General features: G+C 63.8%; 21 protein-coding genes. 8 read left to right on the top strand and 13 right to left on the bottom strand.

What is annotated here, in order from left to right; all coding sequences use genetic code 11:
* Positions 1–27: 27 nt before the first annotated feature.
* Complete coding sequence (locus FHS84_RS16275; protein WP_166936266.1) at positions 28–1,002, bottom strand: alpha/beta fold hydrolase; 975 nt, start codon at positions 1,000–1,002, stop codon at positions 28–30.
* 86 nt (positions 1,003–1,088) lie between these two features.
* On the opposite strand from FHS84_RS16275, the gene FHS84_RS16270 reads away from it, so the two are divergent.
* Complete coding sequence (locus FHS84_RS16270) at positions 1,089–2,288, top strand: glycosyltransferase family 87 protein (protein ID WP_166936264.1); 1,200 nt, start codon at positions 1,089–1,091, stop codon at positions 2,286–2,288.
* A gap of 151 nt (positions 2,289–2,439) precedes the next feature.
* Positions 2,440–3,936 carry a sigma-54-dependent transcriptional regulator gene (locus FHS84_RS16265; RefSeq protein ID WP_166936262.1) on the top strand — a complete coding sequence of 499 codons (1,497 nt, stop codon included), beginning with the start codon at positions 2,440–2,442 and terminating at the stop codon, positions 3,934–3,936.
* 76 nt (positions 3,937–4,012) lie between these two features.
* Here FHS84_RS16265 and FHS84_RS16260 read toward each other — a convergent pair whose 3' ends face one another.
* A complete protein-coding gene (locus FHS84_RS16260; protein WP_166936260.1) occupies positions 4,013–5,191 on the bottom strand; it encodes an alpha/beta hydrolase in 1,179 nt (392 codons plus the stop codon).
* Between the two features lie 225 nt (positions 5,192–5,416).
* Here FHS84_RS16260 and FHS84_RS16255 point away from each other — a divergent pair, with 225 nt between their 5' ends.
* Positions 5,417–6,253, top strand: a complete 837-nt coding sequence (locus FHS84_RS16255; RefSeq protein ID WP_166936258.1) for an alpha/beta hydrolase — start codon at positions 5,417–5,419, stop codon at positions 6,251–6,253.
* Here FHS84_RS16255 and FHS84_RS16250 read toward each other — a convergent pair whose 3' ends face one another.
* Both FHS84_RS16250 and FHS84_RS16245 read right to left on the bottom strand, forming a co-directional pair.
* On the bottom strand, positions 6,254–6,496 hold the full coding sequence (locus tag FHS84_RS16250; RefSeq protein WP_166936256.1) for a DUF2312 domain-containing protein: 243 nt from the start codon (positions 6,494–6,496) through the stop codon (positions 6,254–6,256).
* Between the two features lie 74 nt (positions 6,497–6,570).
* Entirely contained in the window at positions 6,571–7,347 is a 777-nt protein-coding gene (locus FHS84_RS16245; RefSeq protein WP_166936254.1) for an N-formylglutamate amidohydrolase, read from the bottom strand.
* Between the two features lie 93 nt (positions 7,348–7,440).
* On the opposite strand from FHS84_RS16245, the gene FHS84_RS16240 reads away from it, so the two are divergent.
* The 3 genes from FHS84_RS16240 (at position 7,441) to FHS84_RS16230 (ending at position 10,095) form a co-directional block, all read left to right on the top strand.
* A complete protein-coding gene (locus tag FHS84_RS16240; RefSeq protein ID WP_166936252.1) occupies positions 7,441–7,842 on the top strand; it encodes a DUF1036 domain-containing protein in 402 nt (133 codons plus the stop codon).
* Between the two features lie 15 nt (positions 7,843–7,857).
* On the top strand, positions 7,858–9,288 hold the full coding sequence (gene pyk / locus FHS84_RS16235; RefSeq protein ID WP_166936250.1) for a pyruvate kinase: 1,431 nt from the start codon (positions 7,858–7,860) through the stop codon (positions 9,286–9,288).
* Positions 9,289–9,435: 147 nt separating this feature from the next.
* Positions 9,436–10,095 carry a hypothetical protein gene (locus FHS84_RS16230; protein ID WP_166936247.1) on the top strand — a complete coding sequence of 220 codons (660 nt, stop codon included), beginning with the start codon at positions 9,436–9,438 and terminating at the stop codon, positions 10,093–10,095.
* An 11-nt stretch (positions 10,096–10,106) separates the two neighbouring features.
* Here the strand turns inward: FHS84_RS16230 and FHS84_RS16225 are convergent, their stop codons facing one another.
* The 3 genes from FHS84_RS16225 to ykgO form a co-directional block, all read right to left on the bottom strand.
* On the bottom strand, positions 10,107–10,871 hold the full coding sequence (locus FHS84_RS16225; RefSeq protein WP_166936245.1) for an SDR family NAD(P)-dependent oxidoreductase: 765 nt from the start codon (positions 10,869–10,871) through the stop codon (positions 10,107–10,109).
* 105 nt (positions 10,872–10,976) lie between these two features.
* Positions 10,977–11,522, bottom strand: a complete 546-nt coding sequence (locus FHS84_RS16220; RefSeq protein ID WP_166936243.1) for a tetratricopeptide repeat protein — start codon at positions 11,520–11,522, stop codon at positions 10,977–10,979.
* Between the two features lie 64 nt (positions 11,523–11,586).
* Complete coding sequence (gene ykgO, locus FHS84_RS16215; RefSeq protein ID WP_166936241.1) at positions 11,587–11,712, bottom strand: type B 50S ribosomal protein L36; 126 nt, start codon at positions 11,710–11,712, stop codon at positions 11,587–11,589.
* Between the two features lie 173 nt (positions 11,713–11,885).
* On the opposite strand from ykgO, the gene FHS84_RS16210 reads away from it, so the two are divergent.
* Positions 11,886–13,160 carry a lytic murein transglycosylase gene (locus FHS84_RS16210; RefSeq protein WP_166936238.1) on the top strand — a complete coding sequence of 425 codons (1,275 nt, stop codon included), beginning with the start codon at positions 11,886–11,888 and terminating at the stop codon, positions 13,158–13,160.
* 12 nt (positions 13,161–13,172) lie between these two features.
* On the opposite strand, the gene FHS84_RS16205 is transcribed toward FHS84_RS16210, so the two are convergent.
* On the bottom strand, positions 13,173–13,730 hold the full coding sequence (locus FHS84_RS16205) for a hypothetical protein (protein ID WP_166936235.1): 558 nt from the start codon (positions 13,728–13,730) through the stop codon (positions 13,173–13,175).
* Between the two features lie 151 nt (positions 13,731–13,881).
* On the opposite strand from FHS84_RS16205, the gene FHS84_RS16200 reads away from it, so the two are divergent.
* Entirely contained in the window at positions 13,882–14,670 is a 789-nt protein-coding gene (locus tag FHS84_RS16200) for a TSUP family transporter (protein ID WP_166936233.1), read from the top strand.
* A 54-nt stretch (positions 14,671–14,724) separates the two neighbouring features.
* Here the strand turns inward: FHS84_RS16200 and FHS84_RS16195 are convergent, their stop codons facing one another.
* From FHS84_RS16195 to FHS84_RS16175, 5 genes are all read right to left on the bottom strand, one after another.
* On the bottom strand, positions 14,725–15,807 hold the full coding sequence (locus FHS84_RS16195) for a glycoside hydrolase family 5 protein (protein WP_166936231.1): 1,083 nt from the start codon (positions 15,805–15,807) through the stop codon (positions 14,725–14,727).
* Between the two features lie 14 nt (positions 15,808–15,821).
* Entirely contained in the window at positions 15,822–16,862 is a 1,041-nt protein-coding gene (locus tag FHS84_RS16190; RefSeq protein WP_166936229.1) for a glycoside hydrolase family 5 protein, read from the bottom strand.
* A gap of 12 nt (positions 16,863–16,874) precedes the next feature.
* Positions 16,875–17,903, bottom strand: a complete 1,029-nt coding sequence (locus tag FHS84_RS16185) for a glycoside hydrolase family 5 protein (protein WP_166936227.1) — start codon at positions 17,901–17,903, stop codon at positions 16,875–16,877.
* Between the two features lie 138 nt (positions 17,904–18,041).
* Positions 18,042–20,141, bottom strand: a complete 2,100-nt coding sequence (pbpC, locus tag FHS84_RS16180; protein ID WP_166936225.1) for a penicillin-binding protein 1C — start codon at positions 20,139–20,141, stop codon at positions 18,042–18,044.
* 368 nt (positions 20,142–20,509) lie between these two features.
* Positions 20,510–20,704 (bottom strand): hypothetical protein, encoded by a 195-nt coding sequence (locus FHS84_RS16175; protein ID WP_166936222.1) that lies wholly within the window; start codon positions 20,702–20,704, stop codon positions 20,510–20,512.

The raw sequence follows: 20,704 nt of genomic DNA, 5'->3' as shown, positions 1-20,704 counted from the left end.
GAAAGTCCGTCACGGCGACCGTCCGGTTCAGTCCGGCTCGTCCGGCGAGCGCGATACCTCGGAATGGCGCCAGTCGGCGAGCAGCGCCCGCAGCGCCGCCACCAGGGCCAGAGGCTGATCGAGCATCACGTGATGCTGCGCCCCCGGAATTTCCACCACCGGAGCGGTGCGGCCGAGCAGGCTCGACATGAAATTCCCGATCTCGGGCGGCATCAGGAACGAGTTCTCGCCGCGGAAGAAGGCGATGCGGCACTTGGTGTCGCGCAAACGCGCTTCCAGGTTGCCGATCGAGAAATCGCGCCAAATCTGGGGATCGAACTTCCAGCGCCAGCCGCCGTCGACTTCGCGCAGCGACTGACGGGCGACGTAATCGAGCAGATAGAGGTTCTCGCACGCCTGCGGCGGCAACAGGCGGAAGCGCGCCAGCGCGCGGGCCAGCGTCGGATAATGGTGATGGGCGCGCGCCGTGAACGGGCTCGAATGCGGCCGGTCGGGCGGATTGACCGGGGCATCGAGAATGATCGAACCGCCCAGCCGTTCGCCGTAGAGAGCGCCGGCCAGGATGGTGACGAAGCCGCCGAAACTGTGGCCGACGATCACCGGCGGCTCGTCGATCGCCAGCGTCCCGGAATGCTCGGCCACCGCCAGAAGTTCGGCGGCGAAGGTTTCCATCGAATAGCCGTCGGGCCGCCAGGCGGAATCACCCATGCCCGACAGGTCGGGCGCCACCACATGATAATCGCGCGACAGGAACGGTGCGATGAAACTCCACCAGCCGGCATGGGCGGCGTTGCCGTGCACCAGCAAAAGCCCCTGCTTGGCCGGACTGCCCCAGCTCAGATAATGGATCGGCGCGCCTTCGACCTCGATGACGGTGCTTTGCGGGCGGACCGCAACGGCATCCTTGAACCATTGTGGAGCAGGCGGTACGGCGCCTTCGAGCGCCGCGAGCGGGGTCTGAAGCTCTGGGACATCGACCGGATTGGCAGGTTTGTCGCTCATAGTAGGAAGCTCGCACACCAGCCTGGTTATCTCAAGACCGCGGTTCGGTAACACGGCCGCAACCGCTGGCCTGATAAGATTTCCCCATGTCGTCCGCCGGGAGCCCACGTCGAACCGCGAAGACGCTCGCCTTATTGGGGGCGCTGGCGACGCTGGCGTTTGCAATCGCCTTCTACCGTGCAACGGACTGGACCGCACAATTTCCGCGCGATGCCACCACACTGGCAGCCGGACGCGACTTTCTCAATTTCTGGATGGTGGGACGGGCCGCCTACGCACCCGACCCCGGCCGGTATTACGATCCGGCGACGTACAACCGCGCCCTCACCGGAACGGTCGGCCAAGGCTATCCGCCACAGAGCTGGTCCTATCCGCCGACGCTGCTGATTGCCGCCGCGCCATTCGGGCTGCTGCCCTATCGCCTCGCGCTGGCCCTATGGACACTCCTCGGTGGCGCAGCTCTGTTCGCCGCCGCCCGACAAATCTTGCGCGACAGAGGAAGTGCCGTGTTCGTCTTCGCGGCGCCCGCGGCCTTGTTCGCGCTGATGTCGGGACAATGGAGTTTCTTCACCACCGCGCTGCTGTTCGGGGGATTGGCGCTGCTGGAGAAACGGCCCGTCGTTGCCGGCATTCTCTTCGGTCTCTTGTCGCTCAAGCCGCAGGTTGCGTTGCTGGTGCCGGTGTTGCTGATCGCCGGACGTCATTGGCGAACATTGGCAAGCGCAGCGGCGACGGCTGCCGCGCTCGCGGGCCTCACAGTTGCTCTCTATGGCATCGAGGTCTGGCGCGACTACATCGCGATCGGCATTCCGGCGCAGAACACGGTGCTGGTCCATACCGAGATCTTGGCGACTCAGGCGATGCCGACGGTATTCATGAACCTGCATCGCATCGGCTTCGGCTACGGCGCCGCGATGGCGGTGCAGATCGCGGTGGCGCTCGCGGCCGCGGTTTGCGTCTACCGTATGTGGAGGCGGCCGGGCGATCCGGCAGTGAAGACCACGCAGTTCCTCGCCGCGTCCGTAGCCGCAACGCCCTACCTGATGCCGTACGACACCCTGCCGCTCGCGCTCGCCGGGCTGTGGCTTTTGCAACGGAACCTTGCCGACAATCGTGGCGACCTCCTCGTCAAACTCGCGTGGTGGCTGCCGTTCGTGCAAATGGCGCTCGGACGCTATTCGATCCCCGGTGCTGCGCTGATCGCACCCGCCCTGATGTTGTGGGCGATGCTGCGGCAGAACGCTATGGATGTGAAGCAAACTGCGTTCCGGCAGCAACATCCGTAATTACCGAGATGCCGCAAAACTCGCGGAAAAATGACGTTTACTGTATCTTTACCAAACCGATCTTGGGAGGAATCTGTGCCGCAAAAGGACACATCTTAAACCCGTTTTTACCCTCACCGGACCACATTGGGCCATAACACTAGAGGATGTGATGGCCCAGACTATACTCATCGTGGACGACGATCCGGTGCAGCGGCGCTTGCTGGAAGCAGCAATCAGCCGTTCCGGCATGACCGTGATAACCGCTCCCGGCGGCGGTCCGGCGCTCGATCTCGTCAACGGCCCGCGCGGCGACCAGATCGCCCTCATCCTCCTCGATCTCATCATGCCCGATATCGACGGCATCGAAGTGCTGTCGAAAGTGCGTGTCAGCCATCCCGATTTGCCGGTGATCGTGCTCACCGCCAAGGGCGGCATCGATTCCGCCGTCGAGGCCATGCGCGCCGGTGCCAACGACTTTCTGGTCAAGCCGGCCAGTCCCGAACGCATCACCGTATCGATCCGCAACCAGCTCAAGATCGGCACATTGTCGGGCGAAGTCACGCGCCTCAAGAAGAAGAGCGACAACCGTCTCTCGTTCGAAGACCTGATTGCCAAGTCGGACGAGATGAAGCAGGTGGCGCGGCTCGGCGTGCGCGCGGCGCAATCGACCATTCCGATTCTGATCGAAGGCGAATCCGGCGTCGGCAAGGAACTCGTCGCACGGGCCATCCAGGGCTCGTCCGACCGCGCCGGCCGGCCGTTCGTCACCGTCAACTGCGGCGCGATCCCCGAGAACCTGATCGAATCCATCCTGTTCGGCCACGAGAAGGGCTCGTTCACCGGCGCCAGCGAGCGTCACCTCGGCAAATTCCAGGAAGCCGACGGCGGCACCCTGTTCCTTGACGAAATTGGCGAGCTCAGGCTCGACATGCAGGTGAAACTGCTGCGCGCGCTGCAGGAAGGCGAAGTCGATCCGGTCGGCGCCAAGCGGCCGGTCAAGGTCGATGTGCGCATCATCTCCGCCACCAATCGCGACCTCGCCGAACTGACCCGCGAAGGGCGGTTCCGCGAAGACCTGTTCTATCGCCTCAACGTGTTCCCGATCTTCGTGCCGCCGCTGCGCGAGAGGCGCGACGATATCCCGGCGCTGGCGCGCCATTTCATCACCCGGTTCGCGGTGGAAGAGCACAAGCCCGTCGCCGGTCTCACGCCGGAAGCCGCCGATCTGATGGAACGCTATTCCTGGCCCGGCAACGTGCGTCAACTCGAAAACACCATCTTCCGCGCCGTGGTATTGTGCGACGGTTCGCTGCTCGATGTCTGCGACTTCCCGCAGATCGCCAGCGCCATGGGTGTCGAAGCCCGGCCGCGCCGCGCCGCCACCGTCGCCGATGCCCAGGCCCTGCAGGCCGCCACGTTCGCACCCGCCCTGCCGTCGGCGCCCTACACCATGAACGTCGTCGATGCGGCCGGTCACATGCGCAAGATGGACGACATGGAATCCGAGATCATCCGCACCGCCATCGCCCGTTACGACGGCCATATGTCGGAAGTCGCCCGCCGTCTCGGCATCGGCCGCTCGACCTTGTACCGCAAGCTGAAGGAATTCGGCCTCGAAGAGCCCGGCCAGGGCGAGCCCACGGACGAAGAGCGTAAGGTCGGATAGCGCGCAGCCGTTCCAAAAAAGAAACGGCGACAGGAGGCTGAGTAGTGCTCCTGCCGCCGTTTTTATTGCCTGGTCGTCAATCCTTGAACAGCACCGGTGCAAGCTCGCGCAGGCTGCGCCGCCATGACAGGAACTCGTGCGCCGTGTTGGGCGAGACGTAGAATATGCTGTTGATGCCGGCTTTCTTCAGCGCGTCGGCGTTCGCCTTGGGATCGATTTTCGGGGCGCCGGGAAAGCCGGTTTTGCCGTCGGGAATTTCGCGGCTGCCGAAACTGACGAACACCAGCTTGACCTTTTCGCGGAAGCCCGGAGCCTTGTCGACGTCTTCCATGGACACCGTACCGCCGCTCAACAGAGCGATGCGCGAGAACGTATCCAGGTTCGCGAAGGTGATCATCTTGGTTTCGACGCCGCCCATGGAGAGTCCTGCCATGGCGCGATGGGGCTGATCGGCGATCGTACGGAAGTGAGAATCGACATACGGGATCAGTTCGTTGACCAGAACGGTCTGGAACGGCTTGATGTCGAATGTGAAGAGCTTGCCGAACTTGACGTCGTTGGTCATGCCGTAGGTCATCACGATGATGAACGGCTTGGCTTTGCCCTCGGCGATCAGGTTGTCCATGATCAGGTTGGCATGGCCCTGAACGCTCCAGGCGGTTTCGTCTTCGCCCCAGCCGTGCTGCAGATAGAGCACCGGATAACGCGCCGACGTATCCTTGTCGTAGCCCGGCGGCGTGTAGACGAACGCCCGGCGCTGCGTATTGGTGCTGGGCGAATTGAACAGGATTTGCTGCACCTTGCCGTGCGGCACGTTCTTGAGCGCATAGAAATCCTGATCGTGCGCCGGAATTTCGATACCGCTTTCCCAACGGACCGAGCCGTAGAAGTTCTGCGTACCGGGATCGTTGAAGACGCCGCCATCCATTTTCAGATGGTAATAGTGAAAGCCCTCGTCGAGCGGACCGGCCGTCGTTCCCGTCCATGCGCCGTCGGCGCTTTTGGTGAGCACGGTGCCGCCGCTGCCGCCGAGGCCCAAAGTCACGGCGACGCTCTTCGCATCGGGTGCTTCGATGCGGAAGCGCGCATATCCCTGGGAATTGACCTGCGGATACTGCTGGCCGGGCTGATTCAATGACGACGGCTTGAAATCATCCTTGATGGCCGGCGCGCCCGTCTCGGCCGCTGCGGCTCCGACGGACAGGAGCAAAGCGAACAGAATGCCGTTCGCCGCGGCAAAAGCCCTATGGTGCATGGTGATCAACTCCCTTGCGATGTGTGTTTGGTTTTTCGACTGCTGGTTAGCGATCAAGGCGCGTCCCGGCGCCAGGATGAAAGTGCTTCGCATCGGCGTCCTAAAGGTTGACGTCTTCGCGTCCGAGAAACGCACACGTCGAGACAACCCGCCGCACATCCAGATTCGGCGCTGACGGCATCGTCATCGTGCCGGCCGCATCGGCTGGAGCGGAAGGATGTCCCTATGCGCGCGGTTTTCATAATGGTTTTGGCGTGGGCCCTGTGCGGCGGCGCCGCGGCGGAGCCAATCCCGCTGTGGCCGGGCGTGGCGCCGGGCTCGGAAAGCTGGAACTGGAGCGAGGAACAACCCGCTTCGGCGGCGGAACCGCTGCGCTTCATCCATAACATCGTCCGCCCGACGCTCACGGTATTCAAGCCGCAGAAAGCAAACGGCACCGCCGTGCTGGTGATCCCCGGCGGCGGTTTCGAGAGCGTGGCCTGGGCGGGCGAAGGCGAAGAGGTTGCGCACTGGCTGACGGCGCGCGGCATCACGGCGATCGTGCTCAAGTACCGCGTCGCCCATTTCCCGCCGGGCGAAACGCTGACCCGCGAGGCGCGCGAACAACGGCAGGTCACCGCCATTCCGTTCGCCAAGGAGGATGCCAAACAGGCGATGCGTCTCGTCCGCCGGCATGCGCGCGACTGGGGCGTGATGGCCGACCGGATCGGCGTGATGGGCTTTTCGGCCGGCGGCCTGCTCTCGGTCTATCTCGGCAGCAACAATGACGCCGGCATCCGTCCCGATTTCGTGGCGGGGATCTATCCGGCCACCTCACGCGACCTCAGTGCCGTTCCCGCCGATGCACCGCCGCTGTTCATGGCGGTGGCCGCCGACGATTACATGCCGCAATCGCTGCGCGCCTTCGATGTCTGGAACAAAGCGCAGCACTCGGTCGAACTGCACGTCTACGCCAAAGGCGGCCACGGCTTCGCGGTCAGCAAGCGGAACCTTCCGGTCGATACCTGGACCGACCGGTTCGAAGACTGGCTGAAATGGCTGGGCTATCTGCCGGCGAAGTGATCAGCGCATTCCGAGCGCGCTGAGATAGAGATCCAGCATCGCTTCGGTTTCCTGGAAATCGGCCTTGTCCATTTTGCGCAGACGCACGACCTGGCGCAGGATCTTGACGTCGAAGCCTTCGCCTTTGGCTTCGGCATAGACCTCCTTGATGTCGTCGGAGAGGGCTTTCTTTTCCTCTTCCAGACGCTCCACGCGCTCGACGAACGAACGCAGACGATCTTTTGCGAAAGCCGACTTGGCCATATCAAACGCCTTCAAGTGAACAGGGGGCCGGAACCTAGCCGCCGCGTCCCGCCCGCGCAACGCGGCCGGATGTGCTAGCTGTGAATCGTTTGGGACAGCCTTTCTGACGGTCCCATATCGGCCAAGGCGGCCCGGAGGATCGGTTCCAGCCGCGCGGCGAAACGCCGGGCATGGTTCGTATCGCCGATGCGGTCCTGACGGATTTCGATCAGGACATGCGGCAGCCCCCGGCAGGTGCCGTGGCGGTTGAGGGTGTCGCCCTCCAGCGCCCCCGTATAGGGCTCGTTGTCGCCGACCGCCAAGCCGGCCTCGGCAAGCCGGGCGATCAGGGGATCGGCCAGCCGCCGGTCGCGGTCCGACAGCACGGCGACATCCCATTTTCGTTTGCGGCCCTTCCAAACCGGGGTGAAGGAGTGGATCGAAACCACCGTCGGCACCAAGCCGCGCGCCTCCAGACCGCCAATTTCGGCGGCAATGGCGGCATGATAGGGGGCATGGAAGGCACGGAGACGGCAGGCGATTTCCTCGGGACCGGCGTCGCGATTGCCCGCAATGATGCTGCCGTCCGAGAGTTTCATCACCAGCGTAGGGTCGTCGGGGCCGCGGTTGAGGTCGATTAAAAGCCGCGACCAGCGCCCCAAAATCGCGGCGGACGCGAACCGGACGGCCAGATCGCGGGTCACTGCGGCGGCGCCGATGTCGTAGGCGATATGGGTGGCCAACAATTCGGACCTAAGCCCAAGGGTGCCATAGCCTTCTGGCATGGCATTTGCGGCGTGATCGCAGACGAACAGGAGGCCGGCCCGTGAGCCCGGAGGCTCCGGGATATACTCGAAAGGAGGTTCCGTCATAGAATGGTCATCATTGCCGGGAGGGCTTTATTGAGCAAGGACTTGTTCCGGCGTTGACGAACCCCCCGCTTTGCGCGACATCCTGACAGCGCCATGCGCCTTTCTGTTGCCCTGATTCTCCTTTTAACGGTGCCCCTGGCGACCGTGCCGGCCTCGGCCGAGTTCACGGTCTGCAATAAGGCAAGCGTGCCCGCCAAAGTGGCGCTGGGCGAGTACAACGGAACGGAGTGGGAGAGCCGAGGCTGGTGGACAATTCTTTCGCAAAAATGCGAGACCCTCATCCCTGGCCGGCTCAATGCGCGCTACTACTACCTCTACGGAACGGACGGCGAGTCGGGCACCTGGAGCGGCAGCACCTATTTTTGCACGCTGCCGCAGCCGAAGTTCACGATTACCGGGCGGGGCAACTGCGCTCTGCGCGGCTATGACCGCAAAGGTTTTTTTGCCGTCGACACGGGCAACAGCCCAAATTGGAAGCAATCTTTATCGAACTAGGACTATACGGAGAACATGAGGCGCAGACGGAAAACCAAGATTCTCGCAACTATCGGGCCGGCCAGCTCGACGCCTGAAATGATACGGGCGTTGTTCGAGGCGGGCGCGGACGTCTTCCGCATCAACATGAGCCACAACAGCCATGCGGAGCTGGCGGACAAGGTCCGCGTCATTCGCGAGCTGGAAGAGAATGTCGGCCGCCCGATCGCCATCCTCGCCGACCTTCAGGGCCCCAAGATCCGCCTCGGCACCCTGCCGAACGGCGAACGCGACCTCGCCAAGGGCGAGAAGGTCCATCTCGTGCGCAAGCCGAGCGTGGAGAGCGGCGACGACATTCCGATCCCCCATGCCGAGATCTTCGCGGCGATTCAGCCGGGTGAAGTGATCCTGATCGACGACGGCAAGGTCCGTCTCAAGATCGAGGATGTCGGCAAGGACGAGGCCGATGCGATCGTCGAAAACGGCGGCGTCATCAAGAACAAGAAGGGCATCAACCTGCCCGACACGGTGCTGCCGATCCCGGCGATGACGCCGAAGGACCGGAGCGACCTCGATGCCGCGCTGGCGCTCGGCGTCGACTGGATCGCGCTCAGCTTCGTGCAGCGTCCCGACGACATGGCCGATCTCAAGAAGATCGTCGGCAACAAGGCCGGCTGTCTCGCCAAGATCGAGAAGCCCCGCGCCATCGACTGGCTGCCGGAAATCCTCGATCTCTCCGACGCCATCATGGTGGCGCGCGGCGATCTCGGCGTCGAACTGCCGGTGCAGGAAGTTCCCGGCAAGCAGAAGCTGATCACCAAGATGGCCCGCAAGGCCGGCAAGCCCGTGGTAGTGGCGACCCAGATGCTGGAGTCGATGATCACCGCCCCGGTGCCGACCCGCGCCGAAGTCACCGACGTCGCCAACGCCGTGTTCGACGGTGCCGATGCAGTGATGCTGTCGGCCGAAAGCGCCGCCGGTGATTATCCGGTCGAAGCGGTGTCGATGATGGACAAGATCGCCATGACCGTGGAAGGCGATCCGCAGTACATCCCGATCATGAACAGCCAGCGCAACGAGCCGGAGTCGACGACCCCGGATGCGATCATGGCGGCGGTTCACGAGGTGACGAGCACCATTCACGCCCGCGCCGTGGTGTGCTGGACCAAGTCCGGTTCGACCGCGCTTCGCGCCGCGCGCGAACGCTCGGATGCGCCGATCATCGCGTTGACGCCGCAACTCGAAGTCTCGCGCCGCCTGTCGCTCGTCTGGGGCCTGCATTGCATCTACACCGAAGATGCCCAGGACCTCGACGACATGGTCGATCGCGCCGCGCGCTTTGCCTTCCTCGAAGGCTTCGCCAAGCCGGGCGAGCGTATCGTCGTGACGGCGGGCGTGCCGCTGCGCACGCCGGGCGCCACCAACATGCTGCGCGTCGCTTTCGTCGGTCCGCAGAAGTCGCTCTGACCGCAGCGGATCTTAATAAACAAGGGGAGCAGCGGATCCGCTGCTCCCTTTTTGTTTGGGCCGATCAAACCAAGTCCTCTGCGGCAATTGGTATATATTGTTAACGCTACGTGATTACATTTGTGACCGGTCTCGCGGGGGGCCGTGATGCAAAGGTCATGGAAACAGCGATTGTCGGACTCGACCGTTCACGGCGGATTGCATTCGCTCGCCGTCCAGATCTTCACCGCCACGGCCGTGCTGATGATCGGCGCCCTGGTTCTGATGAGCTTTTCGGTATCGGGCCTGAGGGTCAGCCGGCTTGACGCCGAGGCGACCGGAAACACACTGCTCGAGATCACCACCGTAGAATCCCGGCTGCTCGATTCGGACCGCCTGCTGAAGGGTGAAGTCATCCGTCCAAATCCGAGCTTTCCGGCCCGCAACGCCTGTATTTGCGGCGAAATCGACGCGGCCATGAAGAAGCTCGGCCGTTCGGTTGCCGGCGATCCGGCGGCCACGCAGATGTATCGGGTGATTGCGGACCGTCTGGCGGTGCGCCAGCAACGTTTCCGGTATCTCGTCGCGCATCTGGACGAAGTCGACCGGTCGCCCGTTGCTACGGCGGAGCAGAACCTCACCACCGAACTTCGGGTCCGCCTGTGGGTGCTGTTGGAGCACGAACGCCACAAGCGCTTCGTCGAACACGCCGACATGATCCGCGAAGCCGAACGCAGCCTTTGGATCGCCGTCGGCATCGTCGCGCTGGCGATCATTTCCGGAGCCGCCAGCCTTTACCTCGCCGGTCTCGGGCGCCGGCCGGTGTAGGCCTCTCCGCGTCAGCCTGCCAGCCAGCCGCCGTCGACCATCAGCGATGATCCGGTCATCAGCGTGGACGCGTCGGACGCCAGCAGCAGCAGGGCGCCGCTCAACTCGTCCATGCGTCCGAGGCGGCCGATCTTGATGCGGCCGAGCACGAAATCGCGGAAGCCGGGCGTGTCCAGAATCGGACGCGTCAGCGCGGTATCGATGAAGGTCGGGCAAATGGTGTTGACGCGAATACCGTGCGGCGCCAGATCGATCGCCATGCACCGCGTCAGCCCTTCGAGTCCCCATTTCGACGAGGCGTACAGACAGCGGCCGCCCAATCCGGTATGGCCCATCTGCGACGATACGTTGATGATCGATCCGGGCTTTTTTGCCTCCAGCAGCCCTTTCGCCACCGCCTGCGCCACGAACAGCGCCGATTTCAAATTGAGATCGAGCACCGCGTCATAGTCGTCCTCGGTAATCTCGGTGATGCTGCGGATGCGGTTCATGCCGGCGTTGTTGAGAAGAACGTCGAACGGCCCGCGCGCGGCGATTTCGCGCTGCACGGCCGCGATATCTTTGACGTCGAGCGCGAAGGCGTCGGCTTGAAATCCGGCCGTGCGAATTTCGGCTGCGACCGCTTCGACTTCACTGCCGGTGCGGGCGCACAGCGTGACCGCAGCACCTGCCTGGGCGAAAAGCGCGGCCGCCGCCGCTCCGATTCCGCGTCCGGCGCCGGTAACGAGCGCCGTCTTGCCGTCGAGCCGGAAAGTGGGAAGCGGCGGAAGGGTCATGGCAGATCTCCGAAAGCAAAGCGCGGTGGGCCGTGCCGCCTTCGCATCATTCACTATTTAATTAATGAAAATCAAGAGCGTGCACAGCCGGGCGGTGGGCGACGCTTAGATCCCCTGCCCTTCGACCGCCCGCGACAAACCGTCGATATGGCGCTGGAGACCTTCGAACTGGGGATCGAGGGCGATGGCGCGGCGATAGAGCTTCAGCGCCTCTTCTTTCTGGCCGAATTCCTCCAGCATCTCGCCGAGCTGGGTCATGGCTTCGAAATGGCGGGGATTGAGCTCCACCGCCTTCTGCAGCGACACCATGGCGGCCGCGGCATCGCCCGCATCCTGCTGCAGCAAACCGCGGCGATGCCAGCCCTCGGCGAAGCGAGGGGCTATGACGACGATTTCATCGAGAAGGTGGCGGGCGACGTCTTTCTTGCCGGTCGCCTGCGCGGCTTCGGCCCGTGTCATCAGAACGTCGATCGAGGGACTGCCGGAGCGCAGGAAACTCGCCAGAATCTGAGACTCGAGCGGCTTGGCGTCTTCCGGGCGTTCGGCCTGCTTGAGCTGGGAGAACAGCCTGTCCACAGGTTGGACCGGCGGTGCGGCCACCGCCCCGGCGAGAGGCAGCAGCAACATCAGCGCTGAAAGGAACGTCCGCATGGCGCAAGCGTAAACCACACGGCGGGTGGCCGGGTAGTGCGAATGACCGCTTTGTGGCCTGGAATTAACCCTGGCGCGCCTTGAAACGGGGGTTCTTCTTATTGATGACGTAGGTGCGACCGCGGCGGCGGATCACGCGACAGTCCTTGTCGCGCTTCTTGAGCGAGCGGAGCGAGTTGCGGATCTTCATGGCACGCCTTTTGAAACTTCGGAAACTGCGGATTGGCCCCGCCGAGGAGGCGCGGTTCTAGTCGGCGGGAATAAGGGTGTCAACTGTGCGGATTCCGTCGCAAATGGTCGCGAGGAGCATGGTAAAGAAGCTCCAGCGGAGTGTGCCGAATTGAGCTTGGGGGCGCAATAAAAGTGCGTGGAATTGTTCTGTTTCTGGCCTGGCTGTTCAGCCTGATGCTGGTTGCCGCAGCCTATGGCGCGGACTCCAGCGTTCCGGTGCCGTCTCCTTCGCCGCTGGCGGCCATGGAGGCCGAGGACGCCGCCTTCACCGCCTTCCTGACCGATTTCCGCAGCCAGGCGCTTGCCGCCGGAATCACGCCGGAGACCTACGACAACGCCACCCGGATCATCCGCCGCAACCAGCGGATTTCCGATCACAATCTCAATCAGCCGGAATTCGTCACCCCGATCTGGCAGTACCTCGACAACGCGGTCTCGGCCGAGCGGATCACCAACGGGCGTGCGCTTCTGGTCGGCGATGCCGATATCCTCGCCGCCGTGACGGCCCGCTTCCATGTGCCGCCGGAAATCCTGGTGGCGATCTGGGGCAACGAGAGCGACTACGGCCGCGGCAGCATGGGCCGCTACAACATGTTCGAGGCGCTGGCGACGCTCGCCTACGACGGCCCCCGCATGGACTACGCCCGGCCCCAGCTTCTCGCTGCGCTCAAGATGATGCAGCGCGAAGGCTATGCTCCCGAGACAATGACGAGTTCCTGGGCCGGCGCTTTCGGCCAGACCCAGTTCGTGCCCACCACCTTCCTCGCCCAAGCCGTCGACGGCGACGGCGACGGCCGCATCGATTTGTGGAACAGCCCCGGCGATGCGCTCGCCTCCACCGCCAATGTCATCCGCAGTGCCGGCTGGGTCGATGGTAAGCCGTGGGGCACTGAAGTGGCGCTGCCCGCAGGGTTTGCCTACGAGAACGCCGATCTCGATATCGTCAAGCCGGTGGCGGCGTGGAAGAAACTGGGCGTCAAGACGATCCAGGGCGGCGAGTTGGAAGCCGCCGATCAGCCCGCCAGCCTCTATCTTCCCGCCGGCGCTTATGGTCCGGCGTTCCTGGTGTTTCCCAATTTCAAGGTCATCCTGCGCTACAACAATGCCGCCTCGTATGCACTGGCGGTGTGCCTTCTGGCCGACCAGTTGAAAGGCGCGCCGGCGGTGATCGCGACCTGGCCGCGGGGCCTCGCGCCGCTCAATCGCGACGAACGGCTGGCGCTGCAAACCTCACTCAGCACGCTCGGTTTCGATATCGGCAAGGCCGACGGAATGATCGGCGCCAAATCGCGCGCCGCCGTACGCGGCTGGCAAAAGGCACACAATCTGCCCGCCGATGGCTATCCCACCCAGGATCTGCTCACGCGCATCGCCAGCGAAGCCCACAGTCCGGTAGCGAACCGCTAAAGTCCTTTTGTTTTAGGCCTGTTCGCCCACATGGGCGAGGAAGTGGCAGGTCTTGTAGCCGCGCCGCACCGATTCCAGGATCTCGACCTTTACCGGCCGCCCCAGCGCAGTCTCGAAAATGGCCTGATGCGTGGCGCGGGAGCATTCGCAGTGCATGTCGTGCTTGTGCCGCGGGTGGTACTGGGAGACCGGGCAGAAGCACTTGCGCACCTCAGGCCCGAAACGCACGTGGACGAGATCGCCCTGGCGCCAGACTTCGAAGCTGCGCGTGTAGGCCTTCAAGAGCTTGTCGATGTCGCCTTTGCCGTCGCGTGCGATATCGGTCTTGAAGGAATGCCGCAGGAAGCAGCCTTTGCCGCACGCGGCCATCAGCTTGACCTTGGTTTCCTCATCGAGGCCGGTCTCCATGGCCTCAAACAGATCGGTGAGCCAATTGGTCACGAATTCCTTTTCCTGGGCCGCGGCGGCGCAATCGGCATCGCTGGCAGCGGCCGCACGGCCCATGACGGCCAATGCGCAGCAGCCAAGTCCGGCCTTGGCCGAGGCAGCGAAGAATTCTTTGCGATTCATGATGCCCTCCCCCATAGGTAGACAAAAGTCGTAGCACCACAACGCTGGTTCTGCCGCTATTAACGGCATCAAAGCCATCACAGATGCGCGAGGCCTTGCGGGCTGGGACGGGGCCGAATATGGAACCGGGCCTGCCGCGAGTGATGGCGTAATGTTCGATCCCCTTCAGCTTTTCGGTCTGTTCGTCCTGGCGCTCGTCGCCGGCACCATCGACGCCATGGCGGGCGGCGGCGGTTTGCTCACCATTCCCGGCCTGATGGCGACCGGCCTGCCGCCGGTGACAGCGCTTGCCACCAACAAGTTCCAGGCGATCTTCTCGCCACTTAGCGCTGCTCGGCATTTCTGGAAAAGCGGCCGCCTGCCGGTTCTGAAGCTGTGGAAGCCGGCGCTCCTCGCCATGCTCGCATCGGCGTGCGGCGCCGCCAGCCTGACCTTCATCAACCCCGGCGTACTGCGCAGTCTCGTACCGTTCTTCCTGATCGCGATCTGCGGCTGGCTGCTATTGAGCGACGATCTCGGCAAAGAACCGGGCGCGGCCCGGATGAAGTTCTCGATGTTCGCCGTGAGCGTGGTGCCGCTGATCGCCTTCTACGACGGCTTCTTCGGCCCCGGCACCGGCACGTTCTTCGCGATGAGCATGGTGGGGCTGGCCGGTCTGGCGCTCGATTCTGCGACGATGCAGGCCAAGCTCTACAACTTCATGAGCAATCTCGGCGCGCTGATCTTCTTCCTGTTCACCGGCCACATCGTCTGGATCGTCGCCATCGTGATGGCCTGCGGCATGGTCAGCGGCGGCGCGATCGGTGCCCGGCTGGTGCTGAAGCACGGCACCGGCCTGATCAAGCCGCTCTTGATCGTGACCTCGCTGGCGATGAGCGCGCGCCTGCTGTGGCAGAACGGAACCCTGGCGGCGTGGGCGAAGGCGCTGGGGCTGCACTGAAAAAGGCGCGAGAGTTGCCTCCCGCGCCTTTGGTTACGTGCCGACAGATCCGGATTACGGCTTCGGCGGAATGAGCGCGTTCAGGATCGGCTCGACCCATTTGTCGTTGGCGATGTCGTAGACGATGAAGTCCTTGTCGAACTGCCAATAGGCCCAGGCAAAGCCGCGCTTCTCGGCCGCCCGCGCCACCGCCGACGTGTATTTGAGGCGGCTTTCCATCGGTGCGGTTTCATAAGCGCCGAACTCGCCGAGCAGGATCGGACGGTTCCACTTGTCGCTCCAGGCCTTGACGATATCGAAGTCCTTGTTGAGGAGCGCGAAGTCCGCCTCGGATCCCCAGGTCTGGCCGTTCAGCTTGTATTGCGACACCCAAGGCGAGCCCTGATGGGTGAACTCCATCGGCGAATAATAGTGATAGGTCACGATGATGTGGCGGTCGGTGATCGGCAGAACGAGCTTGTCGAGATATCCGAGGCCGTTCCACTGGCCGGGTCCGATGATGACATTGCGCACCGGATTGGAGGCGCGGATGATCGGCAGGGTCTGCTTGATCTGGTCGTTCCACATCTCGGGCGTGAAGTCCTGATGCGGCTCGTTCATGACTTCGAAGATGAGGCGTGCCGGCGCATCCTTGTAACGCGGCGCCACTTGCGCCCAGAACGCGTTCAGCTTCTGGCGGCAGCCCCAGGTATCGACGGCGCAGTAATTGAAATCATGCTCGTCAAGAATGACCGTCAGCCCGGCATCGAGCGCGGCATTGACCATCGTGTCGAGGCGGTTGAGATAGCCGGTCTCGAGCACGAAATAGTCGTCCATATGGCCCATCGCGTTGAGCACGATGCGGACATGGCCGAACCCGGCCGCCTTGATCTTGGCGAACAGTTCAGGCTTGAAGCGCGCCTTGGACGCGTCGGTCCAGCCGGGATCTTCCGACAGCACGTTGACGCCCGGCCCCATCTGGCCGACCTGCACGAAGGCATCCATGCCGGCAAAGCCGGATTGGATCGCCGCAGGCCGGACCGGCGCGGCAGGGGCCGCCACCGGCGCCGGCGCGGGCTTGGCCTTCGGCGCGGCAAGGCCCGGCGCGGCCAGAAGCGCCAGCGCACCGGCGATGGCGAGGGTCGATTTCAAATTCATGGGGCGTCCTCCAGTTATTGTTTGGTCTTGTCGGCAGGCGGAACGAGAGCGTTGAGCAGCGGCTCGACCCAGCTGTTGGTCTTGAAGTCGTAGAGAATGAAATCGCCGTCGAGCTGCCAATACGCCCAGGCGAAGCCGTACTTCTCGGCAAAGCGGGCGACCGCCGCGGTCCATTTGGCGCGCGATTCCATCGGAGCCTTGTCGTAGGCGCCGAACTCGCCGAGATAGATCGGCCGCTTGTTGGCGTCACCCCAGGTCTTGGCGATGTAGAGCTCTTCTTCCATCACCTGATATTCGGATCTGCTGCCCCACGACACGCCGGTTTGGGCGTTGACCGGCTCCCACGGCGCGCCCTGATGGGTGAACGGCCGCGGCAGATAATAGTGCACCACCGCAATGATGTGACGGTCGTCTTCCGGCAGCTTCAGCCAGGGCAGGCCTTCGAGATTGTTCCAGAACGGTCCGCCGATCAGCACGTTGCGCGTCGGATTGGTCTGGCGCACCACGCTCAGGAGTTCGCGCGACAGGCCGATCCAGACCTCCGGCGTGATGGCGCCGTTGGGTTCGTTGAGCAATTCGAACACGAGCTTGTTGGGCGCGTCCTTGAAATGCGGCGCCAGTTGCGACCAGATCGCGGTCATCTTGGTGCGGCACACCTCGGCGGACTCGGAGCACTTGAGGAAATCGTGGTCGTCGAGAACCACGGTAAGGCCTTCCTTCAGCGCCGCGTCCACCATGGTGTCGAGCGTCTTCAGCCATTTGGGATCGAGCTTGTTCGCCGCGTCGAGGTGATCGAACACCTGCAGCACGACGCGCACGTTCGAAAATCCCGCGTCATGGATTTTCTTGAACATGGCCGGCGTGAAGCGGCCCTTTTGGGGGTCGCTCCACACCGGGTCGTATCCGAGGACATTGACCCCGCGCTTCATTTCGGCGACTTGCGCGAACGGATCGATCGGCGCGAACGCCGCGGCCTTGTCCGCCTTCGGAGCAGCAGTACCGGCCGTGCTCGCCAAAAGGAGCACGGCAGCGGCGAAAATCCGCGATAGGGTCATGGCGACCTCCTGTCAGTTCTTGGGCGGAATGAGCGCGTTGTGGATCGGCTCGACAAAGCCGGGCTTGGCATAGTCCCACAGGATGAAATTGCCGTCCCACTGCCACCACGCCCACGAGAAGCCGCGCGCTTCGGCCGTTTCACGCACCGCCTTGGTCCACTTGATGCGATCGGCGGCGGGCGCCTGATCGTAGGGGCCGAATTCGCCGAGATAGAGCGGGCGGTCATGCGCCACCGACCAGGCCTTCGCCTGATCGAATTTGTCGGCGAGGAATTTGTATTCCGCCGGCGTGCCCCAGGTGATGCCGGACAGCGCGGTGATCTTGGGATCGGCCCACGGCGCCCCCTGATGGGTGAATTCCATCGGCAGATAATAGTGGAAGGTCGCGATGATGTGGCGGTCGTTTTCCGGCAGTTGCAACAGCGGCAGGCTGTCGAGGCCGTTCCAGTTGCCGGGTCCGATGATCAGATTGCGGGTCGGGTTGGTGGCGCGGATGATGGCCACGGTCTCGACAAGCTGCTTGTTCCACAGCTCGGGCGTCAACACGCCATGCGGCTCGTTGAGGACTTCGAAGATGACTCGGTTGGGGGCGTCCTTGTAACGGGGCGCGATCTGCTGCCAGAACTTGTTCAGCTTGGTGCCGCAGGTGACGGCATCCTTGGCGCAGAATTCGAAATCGTGCTCGTCGAGAATGACGGTCAGGCCGGCATCGAGCGCCGCCTTCACGAAGGTGTCGAGCTGGTTCAGCCAGCGCGTCGGCAGATTGCCGTCGGCGTCCTGGTACTGGAAGGCCTGCAGCACGATGCGGACATGCTTGAAGCCGCCGTCGTGGATGACCTTGAAATACTCGGGCTTGAAGCGGAACAGGGCGGGATCGCCCCAGCCCGGATCGTAGCCGAGGACATTGACGCCGCCGCCCATTGCGGCGTTCTGCGCCGCCGCATCGATCGGCGTGAAGGGTTCCTGAAACGTCGGCGGTGCCGCCAACGCCGTTGCGGCCAAACCGGCCACGGCCACGGCAGCCGCTAGAAATTTCCTCATCTTCCTCCCCATTTCTGATTGGTTATGTTTTCCGGGAAGCCTAATGACAGCGCTTACGGTCAACAAGTCACGATCCAGGGAAGATGACGGGCGAAAGCGCTTTCCATGGAGACCTGCGGCGAACTGTCCAAAACCGTGTCAGCGGTCCCGCTTGAACCGCACCGTGGCAGTGTCGCTGCGCCCTTCGGAATCGACCACGGTGATGCGGGCGTTGCCCTCACCGGTGGGCTGGTAGAGCGCCGGCTGGAAGCGGTCGAAGCTGCCGACCAGCATGCCGTTGACCAGCCAAGTCAACGGCGCCTTGCCGCCGTCGGCCTTGAGCATAATGGTTTTATCGGGATCGCGCGGGCCGGGCAGCGGGATCACGGTGCCGTTGGGCGGATAGGCAATGGCGGGCGGCGGCAGCGGCGCGGCGGTCTCGACCGGCTGCTCGGTGGTGCGGGTGAAAACCCTGAGCGAAGGGGGCAGCGCGTCGGTGGTTTCGGCCAGGATGGCGCCCGAGGGCGGGCTCGGCGCCGGTTCGCGGTCGGCCGGCAGCAGCCCGAATACCTTCAGCAGGAGCGGCGCGGCGGTATCGACCCCGACTTTGCCCGGCCGCGGCGTACCGTCGGCCCGCCCGACCCAGACCCCGACCGTGTAGTCGTTGGAAAATCCGGCGCTCCAGGCATCGCGAAAACCGTACGACGTGCCGGTCTTGAACCCGATGGTGCGCCCGCGCGCCAGCCCTTCGCCCATCGCCCAGCCTTCCGGCAGCGACACGCCGATCAGGATCTGATGCAGGTAATACGCCGCCACCGGCCCGAACAAGCGATGCGTCGGCGCATCGGGCGTGCCTTCGACCAGACGCAACGCCCGTGCCTCGCCGCCATTGGCGATGCCGGCATAGAGCATGGTGAGATCGGCGGGCGAAATGCCGAGCCCCCCGAGCGCGAACGCCGGATTGGGCGCGGTGTCGGCGGTGGGGAAGTAGAGTTTCGCGCCGGCATTCTTGAGTGCCAGCGTGAAGGCGAGCGGCCCCACCCGCTCCAGCACCGCCACCGCCGGCACATTGAGCGACATGCGCAGCGCATCGCGCGCCGTCACCTGCCCCTGGAAATCGCCGGAGAAATCGCGCGGCGCGTAATCGCCGAAATTCATCGGCGTGTCTTCCATCATGGTCGAAGGGTGCAGGATGAGATCGTCGAAGGCGAGACCGTAGATGAACGGCTTCAGCGCCGATCCGGGCGAACGCGGCGCACGGGCGAGATCGATCTGCCCCGCTTTGCCCCAGTAATTGGTGCCGCCGATCCAGGCGACGACATTGCGGGTCTTGTTCTCGACCACGACGATGGCGGTGGTGGCGCCGTCGCCCATATAGCGCACTTCCTGCACCGCCATCTGTTCGAGCGCGATCTGCACATCGGCGTCGAGCGTGGTGACGATGTGCGTGGCGTTGGTGGTGCGCGCCAGACGCTCCGCCAGATGCGGCGCGATCAGCGGCATGGCTTGGCGCGCGAACGGCACGCCTTCCTTCTTCGCCACCGCCGCGTCGGAGGCGGTGACGACGGCTTCCGACACCATCCGCGCCAGCACCTTGTCGCGCCCCTTCAGCGCCGCGATGGCGTGACGGTCGGGGCGCTGCTTCACCGGCGATTGCGGCAACGCCACCAGCAGCGCGGCCTGGGCAAGATCGATCTGGTTCGCCGGTTTGCCGAAATAACTGAGCGAAGCCGCGCGCACGCCTTCCAGATTGCCGCCGAACGGCGCCAGGGTCAGATAGAAGGAGAGAATTTCGTCCTTGGAATAGCGCTCCTCCAATTGCACCGCGCGGATCATCTGGAACAGCTTGGTGCCGATGCCGCGCTTCTTGGTCGGCTCCAACAGCCGCGCCACCTGCATGGTCAAGGTCGAGCCGCCCGACACCACATGCCCGACGCCCAGCCACTGCTTGGCCGCGCGCGCCATGGCCAAAGGATCGACGCCCGCATGATGATCGAAGCGCTTGTCCTCGTACGCCTTCAGCATGGCGAGATAGCGGGGCGATACCTCGTTCACATGCGTGCGCATGCGCCAGGTGCCATCCGCCGTGAGAAACGCGCGCAACAGCACGCCATGCCGGTCCACCACCTCGGGCGAAACATTGGCGATGCGATCCATCGGCGGCGGATTGGCAAGATCCGCGACCACCACCGCCGACACGAGGCCGAGGGCGGAGAACAATCCCCGCACAAACCAGCGCGATGACGCTATCGCTTGCATTCGCGCCTACCACACCTCCGCTGTCATCCCCGGCTGAGCCAGCGCAGCGCAGCGAGGGGAAGGGGACCCAGGTAACGACAACGGCACGATTTCGAAGAACTTGCTCCAGTGCTTTTCACACGGAGACGCGGAGCCGCGGAGTTCTTTTCTGCCCTCCACGGGCGCTAAAATTTTCGCGTTGGCACGTGGACCGTGGGGGGAAGTGTCAGCCGGCGCTACAAGCGACGGATGACGAAGGGGGGTGAATTCGTGCAAAATTAATCCCCCCTTCCCGCGCTCCGCACGGACTTCCCCCCGCGGTCCACGTGCGGAAAGAAAGAACCGTGCGCCCGCGTGGGGCAGAAAAACATCCGCGTCACAACACGCCCCTACTTCGGCTTTGCGAAATAGACGATCGCGAAGGTGCCGATCAGCGCCAGCGCCACGGCGATCACCACCACCAGCGGCGTTTCGACGAAGTCCGGAAAGATGCGGTGCAGCACGCTCACACTACCGGCGACGACGAACCACCACACGGCGCCAAGCGCGAAGAACCGCGGACCGCCGAACTCTCTCTTGGCCAT

It is taken from the genome of Rhizomicrobium electricum, assembly GCF_011762045.1.
In the GTDB taxonomy this organism is placed as follows: Bacteria; Pseudomonadota; Alphaproteobacteria; order Micropepsales; family Micropepsaceae; genus Rhizomicrobium; species Rhizomicrobium electricum.
Note: the sequence above shows the minus strand (reverse complement) of the source record. Positions and strands in the feature narration are given on the sequence as shown.